The following is a 16094-nucleotide window of genomic DNA, read 5'->3' on the forward strand; positions in this document are numbered from 1 at the left end:
GCATGCAACATGCGGCTTACGTTTTCGATGCTTACGGAACACTGTTCGACGTGCACGCAGCCGTACGCCGTCATGCCGACCAGATCGGACCGGACGGCCAGCTCCTGTCGGAGATCTGGCGCGCCAAGCAATTGGAATATTCCTGGGTGAGGACGCTGATGGGCGCCTACGCCGACTTCTGGCAACTCACCGAGCAGGCGCTCGATTTCGCCCTGCGCAAGGTTCCTTCCGCGGACAAGGGGCTCAGGGCCCAGCTGCTCGACGCCTATTGGCGGCTGGACTGCTATCCGGAGGTGCCGGCCGTACTCAAGGCGCTCAAGGCGTCGGGCGCCAAGCTGGCGATCCTCTCCAACGGCTCGCCTGAAATGCTGGAGGCGGCGGTCAAATCGGCCGCGCTCGACCAGGTTCTGGACGACATCTATTCCGTCGAGGCCGTCAAGCGCTTCAAGGCCGATCCGTCGGTCTACGACATGGTCACGACAGGCTGGCGTCTCTATCCGGGTGCGGTGTCGTTTCAGTCATCCAACCGCTGGGACGTCGCCGGCGCCACCAAATTCGGCTTCCGGACAGTCTGGATCAACCGCTCCGACCAGCCCGAGGAATACCGGGATTTTCCACCGGCCCTGATCCTGCCCTCGCTCGAAGGCCTGCTGACCGCAGGCTGACGCATGACCTCAATTTCGGAAAGGATTCTTGGAAAGGATCACGCGCAAAATAAAAGTGCTACAGCGTCCTTTGCTGGCGCGCGGCGCTGTGGCCTGTTGCCTCGGCGCAACAGGGGCGGAACCGTCACAGCTTTGCCTTTGTTTGTTCACCCTCAGGCCAGAATCGGAACCGCCTATCGCGCCAGGCATTGGTAGGGCTGGCGCCGTACTGATCGGCGTATTCATTGTTTTGTTTAGACTTGAGACTTAAAAAAGGCAGTCATGTCCACACCCGAAATCGACTCCTGTCGCCTGAGCCGTCGCGGTTTTCTCAATGCCGCCGCGCTCGGCGCCGCCTCGATTGCGGTTTCTGCCTGCACCACGGTGGCGCGGCGGCCGGTCGAGCCTCCGCCGCTAGCCAATATCGAGCCGCCGCTCATGGATTATGCAACAATGTACGGTCCGGTCAGCGACAATGGGTTCGAACTGCCGGGCATACCCTACGAGAAAATCGACGAGCAATTTCTGCGTCAGATCGTTCCCGATCCGACCGGCCAAGCGCCCGGCACCATCGTCGTCGATACGGCCGGCCACCACCTCTATTTCGTGCGTCCCGGCGGACAAGCCATTCGTTATGGTGTCGGGCTGGGTCGCGCCGGTTTCGAATGGTCTGGCGATGCCGTCGTCCAGTGGAAGCAAAAGTGGCCGAAATGGACGCCGCCGGCCGAAATGATCGCCCGCCAGCCAGAGTACGCAAAATACAGCGCCGAGAATGGCGGCATGCCCGGCGGGCTCACCAATCCGCTCGGAGCGCGGGCGCTGTATCTATTCGAGGGCAACGAGGACACGCTTTACCGCCTGCACGGCTCGCCGGAGTGGTATACCATCGGCAAATCGGTGTCATCTGGCTGCGTTCGCTTGATAAATCAGGACATTATCGACCTTTATGACCGTGTGCCCAACAAGACGCCGGTGATCGTTACCGCCGGCGTCGGTCAGGAACTGGTTGCCACGGCAGATCGCAAAGCCATTCCAATCGATGCGGGCGTCCCGGAAGGATCGATCCTGCTCGGCCCGGCAAGAGCGATCTCGGAGCCGATCTTCTGAGCTGGTCGAAAGCGCTGGAGCGGTGGATTGTCGCCGCCGCATCTTGCCTGAGCATCGGATTCCGATGGAGGCAAGTCACCCGAAAGCAAGCGGTTACAATTAGCGATCAGATCAGTTATCAACGGTTCCTAACCGAACGCAGGCGCCAGTGGCCAATCGACTGAAAAAATTTCTGGCCCTGACGGCCGCACAACGCAGGACAGTGATCGCTGCAATGTTGCTGTTACCATTCACTGCAATGCTATTGCAGATGTTTGGTTTCCGACGTGCAAGAAACATTCTGATCTGGATTTGCGATCTTCGAAGCGTGAAAGGGGTTGCAACCCCGTCACTCACGCTTCCTAAATCACCGCCGCCTTCAAACGTTCCGGTTGCAGATGGCAACCCCGACCCGCTTCACTCAATAGATGGCGAGACCGATTCTTATGCGCAGGCGCAAGAGACCGCTCGTCTGGTATCCATTGCCGCGTATCGTGGTTCATATTCCGGCAACTGCCTGAAGCGCTCCATGACGCTGTGGTTTTTGCTGCGCCGGCAAGGCATCGAAGCAGAACTGCGCATCGGCACGCGCAAGGCTGACGGCAAATTTGAAGCCCATGCCTGGGTCGAATACCGGGGCAAGGTTCTTAACGATACGGTCGATGTTGGCGAGCGCTTTGCCGCATTCGAGCGCAATTTTGGTTGATGCCACGGGAATGATATGAGCGGCATCGCCGGGATCATTCATTTTGACGGTAAGCCGGTGGAGCCCGGGTTAGTGGCAAAAATGACCACTTCTATGGCGCACCGGGGCCCGGATGGTATCCGCCACTGGGTGAAGGGCTCCATCGGGCTCGGTCAATGCATGCTTCGCACCACGCCAGAGTCGCTGGAAGAAACCCAGCCGCTGACGAACGAAGATGCAAGCCTTGTCCTGGTCATGGACGGGCGGGTGGACAACTGGGAGCAACTGCGGGGGGAACTGCTGGAGCGCGGCGCCGTGCTTCGAGACCGCTCGGATGCTGAACTGGTGCTGAGAGCCTACCAGATTTGGGGGCGGGAATGTTTGCCGCATATCGACGGCGATTTCGCGCTGGTAATCTGGGATGCGCGGCGACAAGAGGCCTTTTGCGCCCGCGACCGCATGGGCAACAAGCCTTTCAATTACCATTGGGACGGCAAAACACTGGTTTTCGCCTCAGAGTTGCCAGCGATCCTTGCGCTGCCTTGGGTGAAGCAGGAGCCCAATGAAGGCATGTTGGCCGAAATGCTGGCGGCGGAATGGTACTCCAGGGACGAGACCCTATGGACCGGTATCCTGCGCTTGATTGCAGCACATCGAATGGTAGCCGGGAACCAGGGGCCGCGACTTGAACAATACTGGCAACCGGATCTTTGGGCGAAATTGCCGTTTCGCAAGGACGAAGAATACATAGAGCATTATCGCGAACTACTGTTCGAGCGCGTCAGGCGTTCATCCCGGTCGCATCGGCCGGTCGCCATTGAAGTGAGCGGCGGACTCGACTCCTCCGCGGTGTTTTGCGTGGCGGAGCACCTGCGCCGCTCGAACAGACTGCTCACACACGGCATAAATGGCTACACGCTTGGCTTCGCAGAGGCGGACGGCCGCGCCAGCGAACTCCCCTACGCACGGGCCGTGGGTGAGTATTTAGGGTTGCGGATTCATGAGACTCCCCCTTCCCGGATGCCTCTTTCATGGTTTGCGGAACGCGCCCAGTCCGGCCGGCAGTTTCCGGGGTTTCCGAACTTGTCAATGCATGCTGGCCTATGGCAGCAAACCGTTGCGCACGGGAGCCGCGTGACGCTAGGCGGTCACGGAGGAGATCAATGGCTGGAAGGCTCCCGGGCGTATTACGCAGAGGCACTGGCGCAACTGCATTTGCGTACGCTCTACGACTGCCTCAAAACCGACGCGACGGCATTCGGCACGCGGCAGGCGGTGAGCTGGCTCATACGGCAGGGGTTTTTCCCGCTTCTGCCAATCGCTCTCCAGGTGGGTCTCCGCCGCCTGGTTCGCAGGGCGCGCGGGAGCGGGACCAGCAAAGCCTGCTACTGGCTCTCGCCGCGGATGGGGGAAGTGATCCGGATGCGTCGCGAGCTTATTCCCCCATCACACCATCGGCGAGTGCGCAGCGTCGGCCAGGGGGCGCTACTTGAGGCTCTATACGATGCTTATGATGCCCAGGCGATGGAGGACCTTGATTGCATGAGCGCCCATTGCGGGATCGAAATGCGACACCCGCTCGACGACCCCAAACTCGTTCAGTATGCGTTTTCGCTACCGGAAAGGCTGCGGCTGCGTGGAGACAGAACCAAATATATCCATGTCCAGGCTTTGAAGAATCTCCTGCCGAAGAGGATTCTCGAACGGAAAAGCAAGGCAGAATTTTCAATCGTGCTCCGTGAGCATCTGGACCGGATGCAAGCCACATTGACCGAGACGATTCCCCATGAGCGTAGCACCTGGGTTGATCGGGACGGGATGGCCCGGCTATTCCGGGCTTATCGAGACAATCCGCAGGCCGGCATGCCGAAATGGATTTTGTGGAGTATTTATGGATGCCATGTAACGTATCGTTAATGCCATATAAGCACTGTTAATGGATCATATAACGCACTGTTAATGGATGCCATGTAACGTGTCGTTAACGCGATGTAGCGTAGTGTAAAGTGTGTTGATCGTCACATCCGTCAAACTTTCGATGAATGCTGCGCGTCAGGGTTGCGCCCGTTTTCGCTAGGTGGCAAGGTGCCAATCCTATTCAATAGTCACCGAGAACGTCCAGACAGTTCGTCTGACAGTGTCCTGAGAGATTACCAGCGTAAAGGGTTGAGTTAATGAAAAGCAATCTGAACGACCAGCAGACGCCATCCCACCTCACCATTGAAAACAAATCTGCCGAGCCAAACAAGGCGCCCTATTCGACTCCCACATTGCAAATCTACGGTTCCGTAAGCGCGATAACTAGGGGCGGGAGTGGAAGCGGGCTAGATGGGGGCCCCGCCGGTATGAGTATGGTGTCCGACCCGCGCGCCAAAGAGAACGTCGTCCGTATTGGCACCCATTCGCTTGGAATCGGCCTCTATCTGTTCGACTACAAGCCTGAATACCGCGAGCAGTGGGGCCTTGGCAGGCAGTTTGGTGTAATGGCCGACGAGGTCGAGACGGTCATGCCGGAAGCCGTAAGCGTTCATCCTGACGGTTACAAGAGGGTGGACTACGGGATGCTGAGGATACGGCACCCCTCTATTCACTGAGCCGTGCGGGGGAATGTCGAGTTCCGCGCTGCAAGAACACTTGGGGTATGTCGGCGATTCGGTAAGGCTTGAACAGTTCAAGTCCGCTGTCGCCCAAGTCGTCAAACATGGCGATTACATCACGGATCTCGGTTGTGGAACCGGGATCCTGGGGCTGTTGTGCTTGCAGGCGGGTGCGTCCCGTGTGTACGCCATCGACGCAACCGCCATGATCGAGGTCGCGCGGGAATCCCTCGTTCGCGCGGGCTGGGGTGACCAGGCGATTTTCATGGGGGACTACTCTGCGCGCGCCAACCTGCCCGAACGGGTCGATGTGGTGATCTGCGATCAAGTCGGCTACTTCGGCTTTGATGCCGGTGTCATCGAGTATCTCGCGGACGCCAGGCGGCGTTTCCTGAAGCCAGGGGGGGCATTGATCCCCGCCAGGCTCAGGCTTCAACTCGCCGCAGTGGAATCGGAAACCAGTTACGGCTTGGCCGACGGGTGGCGGCGAGAGGGCGTAGCCAGCGAATTCCATTGGGTGGGCCAATACGCCGTCAACAACAAGTATGCGGTCAATCTTCAGCGGGAAGAATTGCTTGGCGCCCCCGCTGAGCTGGGCAGCATCGATCTTCGTGAAGACAATCCGGACTTTTTCTCCTGGGATGCGGAGTTGCGCATGGAGCGCGATGGCGTCCTGCGCGGACTCGGCGGCTGGTTCGATTGTGAGTTGGCCAAAGGGGTGTGGCTGACGAACTCGCCGCTTGCCGATCGTCCAATCAAGCGTTCTCAGGCTTTCCTGCCCATCGGCGAAGCCGTCGAGGTAAAATGCGGCGATGTGGTGAAGGCGAGGGTGATGGCGCGCCCGACGGATTCGGTTATCGCCTGGGAAGTCGAAATTCCGTCCGGAGGGCTGAAATTCAGCCATTCGACCTGGCAGGGCGAGTTGCGCACGCCGGCCGAGATCATGAGACGGAACCCCGCACATGTGCCCCGACCCAATTCCCGAGGGCAGGCAAGAATGATCGTGCTAGGGCTTTGCGACGGTCAACGGACTGTCAGGCAGGTTGAAGAAGCCGTGCTGCGCGAACACCCCGGCTTGTTCCCTTCCGTGGAAGAAACAGCGCGGTTTGTCGCCCAGGTGCTGGGCAAGGACACGGAATGACGGTGGACTTTCAGGTGGCGGACGCCCGCCCGCAAATGCCACTTGACGCCACCTTGTTTCACCAGTGGGTTATCCCAGACGGGACTTTGTGGACGGACTTCTACCGCATCGGGGGAGCCTACCTGCTGCGTTTCCCCGAACTGGCGGATTTCCAGCTGAGCCAAGATGGCAGACAGATCCAAGTGTGGCCGGTGCAGGGAGTCTCCGACGCGACCATTCAGCATCTTTATCTGAATCAGGTCTTGCCCCTGGCGCTCAGCAGACAGGGGAAGCTGGTTTTGCACGGCAGCGCGGTCGAAATCAGCGGCGAGGGCATCGCATTTATCGGCGAGTCAGGCCGAGGCAAGTCCACGCTGGCGGCAAGCTTTGCAACCGACGGGTTCCGCTTCCTGACGGATGACGGGCTGCTGGTAGAGCCGTGCGACGGTGGGTTTCAGATTATGCCGAGCCATCCTTCGATCCGCTTATGGGAAGACAGTGAGGAAGCCTTGGTCGGCAAGGATGGTGCGCGGAAAGCGCCCCCGGTGCAGTTCACGTCGAAGGCGCGTTTTCTTGCGGGCGATGAGATCGCCTTTTGTGGGCATCCCCGGCGCCTGCGCCGGGTGTATTTTCTCGGCGAGGGTGTCCAGCAGGAAGCCGTGTTCGAGGGTATCACTGGGCGCGAAGCTCTGATGGAACTGGTGAAGCATTCTTTCTTGCTCGAAATTGAGGCACACGAACCGCTTGCCGCCCATTTCGATGAATTGTCCTGCCTGGCTGGGCAACCAATTTTTTACCGCCTGGATTATCCCCGACGCTTTGAAGACCTGTCGCGGGTCAGGCAGGCCATCGTGAAACACGCGTTTAAAGGTGAACCGGCATGAATTTGACTGACAGGGTGGCGATTCCGGCGCAAGTGATGGCGCGACAGGTGGGCAATGAAACGGTGATCCTGGATCTCGCCAGCGGAACTTATTTTGGGCTGGACACGGTCGGGGCACGTATCTGGATATTGCTGTCCGAAGGAAAAACCATCGGCGAAATCTGCCGAACCATGCTCGACGAGTACGAGGTCGAGCCTGCCCCCTTGGAGAAAGACGTATTCAGCTTGTTGCAAACGCTCGAAAGCCAGGGGCTGGTCAAGATTGAAGAGGCATGAGTGTATCCAGCAAGGTTTGAAGTTTTTTTTCTTGTCTCGCTCGTATTGAATTTAAGCAGCTTGCACTTTCCCGCACCATTGACGCGTATGATCGCTATGTTTCACGCGCTGCGACGCGTGATCGGCGCGCTTCGGCGCAGGCGCGCGCGATAGTCTGATCCCGAAGCACCGGGTCAAGTTGACCCAGCCTGGGTGACGGCGCGGTGTGGACCTACCCGGCTCCGGCGCTTGTCATAATGCCGTCATCCAGCTTGAACACCCGATCAGCCAGCGCCAGGCTCGCCGGCCGGTGGGTTATCAAAAGCACCGTCCTCTGTCGCAGCACATCCACGCATCCCTGCAGGAACTCGCGCTCCCCCTCTGGATCGAACATGGCGGTAGCTTCGTCGAGTATTAGAACCGGCGGATCTTTCAACAGCGCCCGAGCCAATGCCAACCGCTGCTGTTGCCCTCCGGACAGCCGCACGCCGCGATCGCCAATCGGCGTCTGGTAGCCCTGCGGCAATTGCATGATGAAGTCATGCGCGCGGGCCGACCGTGCTGCTGCCTCGACCTCATCCTGTGTGGGCTCAGGCCGCCCATATGCAATGTTGTCGCGGACGCTGGCGTTGAACAGCAACACGTGCTGAGGCACAACCCCTATCTGGCTGCGCAGGCTACGCAAGGAAACCGTGGCAATATCGACGCCGTCGATGAAGATGCTTCCCCTGGAAGGCTCATGCAATCGCATAAGCAAATGCGCCACCGTGCTCTTTCCTGCGCCGTTGGGACCTATGATGGCTATTGTCTCGCCTGCGGCGATGGATAGATCGAGGCACTTCAATGCGGGCTCACGCCCCGGGTAAGCGAACGTGACACCACGGAATTCGATGTTACCGTCTATTGTTCCCATCCGCTTGTCCGCATGCCAGTTCGGCTCAGGCTCTTCGGCCAAGGCTGTTGCGAGCCGGCTCAGCGCTCCGCGCGCGTGCTGGGTCCGTCCATAGACGTCTGCGAGCCCGGCCATGGGTCGCGCCATGACCTGGGCGTAGAGGAGAAAACTCACCAATTGAGGCACAGTGAGAGCCCCATGGCCAATTTGCCCCTGGGCCAACCAAAGCATAAGAACGACCCCGGCCGCCGCCACAAGCTGAACTCCCGGCCCCAATGCGGCATGGATAGCGCGCTCCTTGGCGCTCAAGCTGACGACCCGCTCGATCTGGCTCCGATAACGCTGCGATTCCTGCTGTTCGCGCGTGAAGGTCTTGATGGCGGGAAGCATGCTGAGGTTTTCCTCAGCAATGGCGATGGCAATGGCGTGCTCCTCCTGAAGTTGGCGCGCCAATGGCCGCATGCGTCGTCCGAAAACTTTAAGCAGTAAATAGAGCAATGGGATCATGATTGCAGCGGACATCGCGAGAAGAGAATCGATTCGGAACATTAAAGCCAATGCCCCGCTGACGGTGAAGAAGAGCGGCAAAGCAGCAAGTGCTGTGCCGCTGATGTAATCGCTCACGACGTGCACATCATGGGTGAGTAACGCGAGCGTATCGCCGTGACGCCTTCGGTGGGAGAAAGCAAGCGGCAAGGCCTGAAGATGGTCGTAAACTCGGATCTTCAAGTCCGCCAGTATTCGTGTGGTAGTCCCGCCAAGCAGGTATATATTGCTGAATTTTAAAACAGACTGAACCGCGAACAGCGCCAATGCACCTAGAAAGAGTACCTGAATATTGATCGTGCTGCTGCCTGCCCGTTCTTGAAGAAACGTTTCAGCGAGCCTGCCACCGAGCCAGGGCATAACCAACAAAGCAGCGCTTTCGCATAGCATCAATATCAGGCCAACGGCCAACGCCAGGCGATAAGGTGCCGCTAATGTCAGCAGCATGTTTGTCTCATTAATTTTCGACAATCTGTTCATAGTTCCACAAAGGGATCGATCGATGTGATCTGCTGGAGCGAGCACCAATAGTCAGGCTGCATCATCAATCGCGGTAGATTTTCTTACGATTTTGCGGGGCCACAGCCGCATATAGCAGTCACCTGTTCGGGGTGTGTAAGTACTTTAAAAACCCGGCCATGGCCCGGCGCATGTAGAGCCAAGGCAGCCACGATGAGTTTGCCTGGCGATATTTTTGCCGCATATGGGTTGCCGGCGGGAAGAGGAGTTCGGTCAGGAAACCGGACCTGTTTCGCACGCCTCTCGCGGCCTGGAAGTCCATCCATATTCGGCTCACCCTGGATCCGCTAAGATAGCCCGAAGCGGCTTCTCTCGGTCCAGGACGGGAAAGCGCGCCAGACACGGCTTCGGGTATAGTGGTATGAAAACGGGCTCGGGTCGCCTCAATGCCGTCCAGGCAGGTCGCCCGCAATCCTTTACACTCGGCAAGTTCAACAAACTCATTGCGTTGCGACGGCGACAGCATCGAGAACAGAAGCTGAATATCGTAGAACCAGATCAGTCGATCGCCGCCATAATATTCCACGCCATCGACATAATACAAAGCGTGTTTATGGACCGCTCGATGCATACAGGCGAGCACGAGCGCGTGCACTGGATCAGCTGCGAGGGCATTCGCGCTTAAGTTCGGCAGTTGCCGGGCGTCGGAGCGCAATTCTTCATACGAGAACAGATTTGACAGAAGTGTGGAATTGGTGATCCGCCAATGCACATCGAGGGTGTGTTCCTGACTGGAGACGGGGTCTGTCCAGCTGTAGCTCGTCTGACCGCTGATGACTTCCGCTCTTGTTCCCAGTTCACGAAACCCCAGAGTTTCTAATGCCTTGGCTACCCGGTCCCGCGTGCCCGACGGCACAATGAGGTCCGTGTCACCTCTTATACGCAGGAAAGGCGCCGGATAGACCTCGTAGGCTAAGGCGGTGCCTTTGAACAGAATTGGATGGATGCCAATGGCCACTAGCCGCTCCAGTACTTGATTCAGCAGGTACTGGTGGCGCATCTCCCACAATGCTTGAGCAGTGGCCTGCTGACGACAAGTAGCCAGGACAACTTCCGGCCAACCCAGGTCAACGCGTTCGCGATCTACAATATGATGATGAAGCAGCGCCTGGACACCGTGATAAGCACTCCGCTCGAGGAAGCGGTCCACGAACTCATCGTTGCCGTGCTCCGGCCAAGGCGGGTTTTCGCCACGCAAGCTGGCGCAAAGCAGCTCATCAATTTCCTGCATGACTAAAGCTCCGTTGCCGTTCGCAGCCCAAATCAGGCTGGTGGCACCTGCTGCACAATAGCGGGTTCTCCAGGTCTGGCGCCCATTTCGGCGGCTCGACACTTTGTGCCTGAGCATCGGATTGGCCCAAAAACCGATGCCCACTCCTAGGTCCGATGCTTGTAGTCCAAGCATCGGCGCCCAGTTTTGGATCCGATGCGGTGCTTTCAGCGCCGCCCCCTAGCCAGGCTGCCGAGGATGCCGCGCACGATCGCCCGTCCAACCGACGTGCCGACCGAGCGAACCACCGATTTAATCGCCGCCTCCGCCACCGACTGGCGATTGGATGCTCGCGGCGCCGGCGCTCGCCTGCCGCCGGTGGGGCGGGGGGTGGGATCGTCATTGCCGAAGCCTGGAATGGTCCAGCGCGAGCCGCCGCTCTCCTGCTGCTGCGCCGCCGCGTCCAGCGCATCCTTGGCTTTTTTCTGCAGCATCTCGAAAGCCGATTCGCGATCGACGGTCTGATCGTACTGTCCCGCAACCGGGCTCTCGGCGATCAGCGTGCGGCGCTCGTCAGGCGTGATCGGGCCAAGGCGCGACGACGGCGGGCGAACCAGCGTCCGCTGGACCATGGACGGAACACCTTTGGCTTCCAGCGTCGAGACCAGCGCCTCGCCGGTGCCGAGCTGCGTGATTGCGGTCGCACAGTCGAAGTCGGGATTGGGCCTGAACGTCTCGGCGGCAGTCCTCACGGCCTTCTGTTCCCGCGGGGTGTAGGCGCGCAGGGCATGCTGCACCCGGTTGCCGAGCTGGGCCAGAACCGTTTCGGGGATATCCAGCGGATTCTGGGTGACGAAGTACACGCCGACGCCCTTCGAACGGATCAGGCGGACCACCTGTTCGACGCGGTCGATCAGCACCTTAGGCGCGTCGTCGAACAGAAGGTGCGCCTCGTCGAAGAAGAAGACCAGCTTTGGCTTGTCGGGATCGCCGACTTCGGGCAACTCCTCGAACAGTTCCGACATCAGCCACAACAGGAATGTCGCATAGAGCCGGGGATTCATCATCAGCTTGTCGGCGGCCAGCACGCTGATCGCGCCGCGCCCGTCGCGGGTGGTGCGCATGATGTCGGCGATCCGTAATGCCGGCTCGCCGAAGAAATTCGTCGCGCCCTGCTGCTCCAGAACCAGCAGCGTGCGCTGGATTGCGCCAACCGAAGGTTTCGTCACATTGCCGTAGCGAGCGCCGATTTCTTCGGCGCGTTCGGCGATGTTGGCAAGAAGCGCTTGCAGGTCCTTCAGGTCCAGCAGCAACAAGCCTTCCTCGTCGGCGATGCGGAAGGCGATGTTCATGATGCCTTCCTGCGCCTCGGACAGGTTCATCAGGCGCGACAGCAGCAGCGGCCCCATTTCCGAGACGGTGGCGCGGATCGGATGGCCCTGCTCGCCGAAAAGATCCCAGAAGATGACCGGAAATTCCTGGAAATCATAGGGATCGAGCTTGACCTGCTCGGCGCGCTTGACCAGAAAATCCTGTGCCGTGCCCATCATAGCGATACCGGACAGGTCGCCCTTGATGTCGGCGCAGAAGACCGGCACGCCGGCATTGGAGAAACCTTCGGCCAAAATCTGCAAGCTCACGGTCTTGCCGGTGCCGGTCGCGCCGGTGACCAGGCCATGACGATTGCCATACTGAAGCAGCAGGTTTTCGGCGCGCTGGTAGCTGTCATCAGGCTTTCGGCTGGCTCCGATGAAAATACTCTTGTCGTCAGCCATGTGTTCGGTCTCCGCAAACCTGAAGTGTTGAATACCCTGATCTATTGAAAGTAGCGGGGCTCGCCGCAGGTATAATGACGCCATTGCGCAGCGACAATGGCCATGGTCGAAATTGGGCTTTTTGGAGCTTGCGGATTTTGCGCATGTTTGGCAATCGGTTGACGGTTCACCGTCGCAGGACGCGTGTTGCATTGTGATATGCGACGGGGAACCGTAGACTGACATTCCAGGCCTATCGGCCGAGAAGACGAGGAGAGCGGATGGCCGGTGCCTTGAACCACGATGCCGAACTTCCGAACCCTGACCGGCAGCGGTGGCTGGCCCTTGCGGAAAAAGCCCTGGCCGGCGGATCCTTCGAGGAAAAGCTCGTATCCCATACGGACGATGGCATCCGGATCGAGCCGCTCTATGATCGTTCGGTCACCGCAGAGCCTCAAGCGCGGGCAAACCCTGGATCGCCGTGGATCGTCAGCCAGCGTATCGACGATCCGGATGTCGGCCGCGCCAAAGCCCAGGCCCTGGAGGACGTCGCACAGGGGGCCACCGGACTGTCGCTTGTCTTCGAAGGCGCGCCGAGTGCGTTCGGCTACGGCCTGCCGAGGACTGCCGAGGCGCTGGAGACCGTGCTTGACGGCGTGCCGCTCAACCGCATCCAGGTCCGCATCGACGCGCACCCCTGGAGCCGCGCCGTGGCCGACTGGCTGGTTGCGTTCTTGAGCAAGCGCCGGTCAGACCCGGCAAAGCTCAACCTGTCCTTCGGCATCGACCCGGCGGCGATCTTCGCCGGAACTGGCCGGTTGCGGATGTCGATCGAGGCCTTGCAGGCGTCGATGCCGCAGTCCCTGGCGCACTTTTTCTCGATGGGCGTGCCCGGGGTCCTGCTGGAGGCAGACGGACGCGTCTTCCACAATGCCGGCGCCACCGAAGCGCAGGAGCTGGGCACCATGATGGCTTCGGCGGTCTCCTATCTCCGGATGTTCGAGGAGGCGCGCCAGCCGCTAGTCTATGCGGCGCCCCATATCGGCTTTGCGCTGAGCGTCGACCAGGACCAGTTCGTGTCGATAGCCAAGGTCAGGGCCCTGCGCAAGCTGTGGGCGCGGGTCCAGGAGGCATGCTCGATCTCCGCCTCGACTGCCAACGTCCATGCCGAAACGTCGTTCCGCATGATGACTTCGGCGGACCCGGAGACGAACATCCTGCGCGCCACGATCGCCACTTTTGCCGCGGCAGCCGGCGGGGCGGATTCGGTCTCCATCCTGCCGCATACGATCGCGCATGGCCTGCCGGCGGGCTTTGCCCGCCGTGTCGCCCGCAATACGCAACTGATCATGGCCAACGAAAGCCATATCGATCATGTCGCCGACCCTGTTTGCGGTTCCGGCGCCGTTGAAACGCTGACTGCCGAACTCTGCGAAGCTGCGTGGGAAGAATTCCAGCGGATCGAGGCGGAAGGCGGCGTGCTGTCCAGCCTGCAGCAAGGACACATCCAGAAACGGGTTCAGGCGGCCGCCGCCCGCCGCAATGCTGCGTATCAGGCGGGCGAGCGGGCCATCATCGGCACGACGCTTCACCCGTCGAAGAGCGAAGGCCCGGTCGAAACCTTGGCGGCGGAGCGGCGGCCCGCCTTCACGGAAGGCGTGGCGGTGTGCGAGCCGCTGTTCCCGATCCGAATCGATCAATCGATCGGAGCAGCATCATGATCCCGGATTTCAGCCAAATCGGCTGGTCGGCGCCGCGCCGGGCGCCGATCGAGATCAAGGGCCAGCGGATGACCGCGGAAGGACTGGCCATCAAGCATCTGTACAACCAGGGCGACCTCAAGGGGTTGCCGCATCTCGACACTTATCCGGGCATGCCGCCATTCGTGCGCGGCCCCTACCCGACCATGTATGTCCAGCAGCCCTGGACGATCCGGCAATATGCCGGCTTCTCGACGGCCGAAGAATCGAACGCCTTTTACCGGCGCAACCTGGCGGCCGGCCAGAAGGGACTGTCGGTCGCTTTCGACCTTGCCACGCATCGCGGCTACGACAGCGATCATCCGCGCGTTGCCGGTGATGTCGGCATGGCAGGCGTCGCCATCGATTCCATCCTCGACATGCGCCAGCTCTTCGACGGCATCCCGCTTGACCAGATGACGGTGTCGATGACGATGAACGGCGCGGTGCTGCCGATCATGGCGCTCTACATCGTGGCCGCGGAAGAACAGGGCGTTGCACAGAAGGACCTCGCCGGGACCATTCAGAACGACATTCTGAAAGAGTTCATGGTGCGCAACACCTACATCTATCCGCCAAAGCCTTCGATGCGGATCGTGTCGGACATCTTCTCCTACACGTCGCAGCACATGCCGAAGTTCAATTCGATTTCGATCTCCGGGTATCACATGCAGGAGGCAGGGGCGACCGCCGACCTCGAGCTCGCCTACACGATCGCCGACGGCATCGAATATGCCCGTGCCGGTGTCGCAGCGGGTCTCGATATCGACCGTTTCGCGCCGCGCCTCTCCTTCTTCTGGGCGATCGGCATGAACTTCTTCATGGAGGTCGCCAAGCTGAGGGCAGCCCGCCTTTTGTGGTCGACGCTGATGCTGAAGAACTTTTCGCCGAAGGACGAGCGCTCGCTGTCGCTGCGCACCCATTGCCAGACTTCGGGCTGGTCGCTGACGGCGCAGGACCCCTACAACAACATCATCCGCACCATGATCGAGGCGATGGCGGCGACGCAGGGTCATACACAATCGCTGCACACCAACGCCTTCGACGAGGCGATGGCGCTGCCGACCGACCATTCGGCCCGCATCGCCCGCAACACGCAGCTCATCCTGCAAAAGGAATCCGGCACCACCCGCATCATCGACCCGTGGGGCGGCTCTGCCTATCTCGAACGGCTGACGCATGATCTGGCGGCGCGCGCGCTTGCCCATATCGAGGAGGTCGAGAGCCTGGGCGGCATGGCCGCCGCAACTGAAAAAAACATCCCGAAGCTGCGCATCGAAGAGGCCGCCGCGCGCACGCAGGCGCGGATCGATTCCGGCGAGCAGATCCTGGTCGGCGTCAACGCCCATCGTCCCGAGACGGATATCAAAGTCGACGTGCTGAAGATCGACAACGCCGAAGTCAGAGCCCGGCAATTGTCGAAACTGCAGCGGCTAAAAGGCACGCGCGACGTTGGCGCCGTCGAGAGCGCACTAAGTGCGCTGAGCCGGGCTGCCGAGAGCGGCGAAAATCTGCTGGAGTTCGCCATTCGCGCCGCACGCGCCAATGCGACGGTCGGCGAGATTTCGCTGGCGCTGGAAAAGGTCTTCGGCCGCCATGTCGCCTCGGTCCAGACGATCTCCGGAGTCTATCGCAAGGCGCTCGGCGACAATCCGGTGATCGACCGGCTGCAGGACAAGATCGTCGCATTCGAGGAGAAGTCCGGCGGCAAGCCACGCATTCTCGTCGCCAAAATGGGACAGGACGGCCACGATCGCGGCCAGAAGGTGATCGCCACTGCCTTTGCCGATCTCGGCTTCGACGTCACCGTCGGGCCGATGTTCCAGACGCCGGAAGAGATCGCCAGGCTTGGCGTCGAGCACGACGTGCACATCATCGGCGCCTCGTCACTGGCAGCGGGCCATTTGACGCTCATTCCCGAACTCAGGGACGCGCTGAAGAAGCTTGGCCGCGACGATATGCTGATCGTCGCCGGCGGCGTCATCCCGCCGCAGGATTACGAGGCGGTACGGCAGGCGGGTGCTGTGGAAATCTTCCCGCCGGGCACGGTCATCCCGGAGGCGGCGGAACGGCTGATCGACCGGTTGCTGCAGGCCGGCTGAACTTGTTATAATTCATGTTGCAACGACCGACAACGTAAGTTATAATTCGCGTTGCAACAAAG

The 16094-nt window shown here is 60.2% G+C and carries 13 protein-coding genes; 10 read left to right on the forward strand and 3 right to left on the reverse strand.

The window, feature by feature from the left end; all coding sequences use genetic code 11:
• The first annotated feature begins 2 nt into the window (after positions 1 to 2).
• The 8 genes from JG739_RS23145 to JG739_RS23180 all read left to right on the forward strand — a co-directional run bounded on the left by JG739_RS23145 (position 3) and on the right by JG739_RS23180 (position 7291).
• On the forward strand, positions 3 to 665 hold the full coding sequence (locus JG739_RS23145) for a haloacid dehalogenase type II (protein WP_202363538.1): 663 nt from the start codon (positions 3 to 5) through the stop codon (positions 663 to 665).
• Positions 666 to 926: 261 nt separating this feature from the next.
• Positions 927 to 1751 (forward strand): L,D-transpeptidase, encoded by an 825-nt coding sequence (locus JG739_RS23150; RefSeq protein ID WP_202363539.1) that lies wholly within the window; start codon positions 927 to 929, stop codon positions 1749 to 1751.
• Positions 1752 to 1899: 148 nt separating this feature from the next.
• Complete coding sequence (locus tag JG739_RS23155) at positions 1900 to 2436, forward strand: lasso peptide biosynthesis B2 protein (RefSeq protein ID WP_202363540.1); 537 nt, start codon at positions 1900 to 1902, stop codon at positions 2434 to 2436.
• 15 nt (positions 2437 to 2451) lie between these two features.
• On the forward strand, positions 2452 to 4332 hold the full coding sequence (gene asnB / locus JG739_RS23160) for an asparagine synthase (glutamine-hydrolyzing) (RefSeq protein ID WP_202363541.1): 1881 nt from the start codon (positions 2452 to 2454) through the stop codon (positions 4330 to 4332).
• Positions 4333 to 4589: 257 nt separating this feature from the next.
• The gene (locus tag JG739_RS23165; protein ID WP_202363542.1) at positions 4590 to 5009 is read left to right on the forward strand and encodes a tail fiber domain-containing protein; all 420 of its coding nucleotides are present in this window, start codon (positions 4590 to 4592) and stop codon (positions 5007 to 5009) included.
• 13 nt (positions 5010 to 5022) lie between these two features.
• Positions 5023 to 6153 carry a methyltransferase domain-containing protein gene (locus JG739_RS23170; protein ID WP_202363543.1) on the forward strand — a complete coding sequence of 377 codons (1131 nt, stop codon included), beginning with the start codon at positions 5023 to 5025 and terminating at the stop codon, positions 6151 to 6153.
• The gene (locus JG739_RS23175) at positions 6150 to 7016 is read left to right on the forward strand and encodes a hypothetical protein (RefSeq protein WP_202363544.1); all 867 of its coding nucleotides are present in this window, start codon (positions 6150 to 6152) and stop codon (positions 7014 to 7016) included. The genes JG739_RS23170 and JG739_RS23175 overlap by 4 nt, the downstream gene beginning before the upstream one ends.
• Entirely contained in the window at positions 7013 to 7291 is a 279-nt protein-coding gene (locus JG739_RS23180) for a PqqD family protein (RefSeq protein WP_202363545.1), read from the forward strand. Before JG739_RS23175 ends, JG739_RS23180 begins: the two co-directional genes overlap by 4 nt.
• 211 nt (positions 7292 to 7502) lie before the next feature.
• Here JG739_RS23180 and JG739_RS23185 read toward each other — a convergent pair whose 3' ends face one another.
• From JG739_RS23185 to JG739_RS23195, 3 genes are all read right to left on the reverse strand, one after another.
• The gene (locus JG739_RS23185; RefSeq protein WP_202363546.1) at positions 7503 to 9155 is read right to left on the reverse strand and encodes an ABC transporter ATP-binding protein; all 1653 of its coding nucleotides are present in this window, start codon (positions 9153 to 9155) and stop codon (positions 7503 to 7505) included.
• A 151-nt stretch (positions 9156 to 9306) separates the two neighbouring features.
• On the reverse strand, positions 9307 to 10458 hold the full coding sequence (locus tag JG739_RS23190; RefSeq protein WP_202363547.1) for a nucleotidyltransferase family protein: 1152 nt from the start codon (positions 10456 to 10458) through the stop codon (positions 9307 to 9309).
• Between the two features lie 206 nt (positions 10459 to 10664).
• On the reverse strand, positions 10665 to 12212 hold the full coding sequence (locus tag JG739_RS23195) for a helicase HerA-like C-terminal domain-containing protein (protein WP_202363548.1): 1548 nt from the start codon (positions 12210 to 12212) through the stop codon (positions 10665 to 10667).
• A gap of 260 nt (positions 12213 to 12472) precedes the next feature.
• Here JG739_RS23195 and JG739_RS23200 point away from each other — a divergent pair, with 260 nt between their 5' ends.
• Together JG739_RS23200 and scpA are read left to right on the forward strand one after the other, a co-directional pair.
• The gene (locus JG739_RS23200; protein ID WP_202363549.1) at positions 12473 to 13912 is read left to right on the forward strand and encodes a methylmalonyl-CoA mutase subunit beta; all 1440 of its coding nucleotides are present in this window, start codon (positions 12473 to 12475) and stop codon (positions 13910 to 13912) included.
• Positions 13909 to 16032, forward strand: coding sequence for a methylmalonyl-CoA mutase (gene scpA / locus JG739_RS23205; RefSeq protein ID WP_202363550.1), 2124 nt, complete (start codon positions 13909 to 13911; stop codon positions 16030 to 16032). The genes JG739_RS23200 and scpA overlap by 4 nt, the downstream gene beginning before the upstream one ends.
• The last annotated feature ends 62 nt before the right edge of the window (positions 16033 to 16094 follow it).

Source organism: Mesorhizobium sp. L-2-11 (genome assembly GCF_016756595.1).
GTDB lineage: Bacteria > Pseudomonadota > Alphaproteobacteria > Rhizobiales > Rhizobiaceae > Mesorhizobium.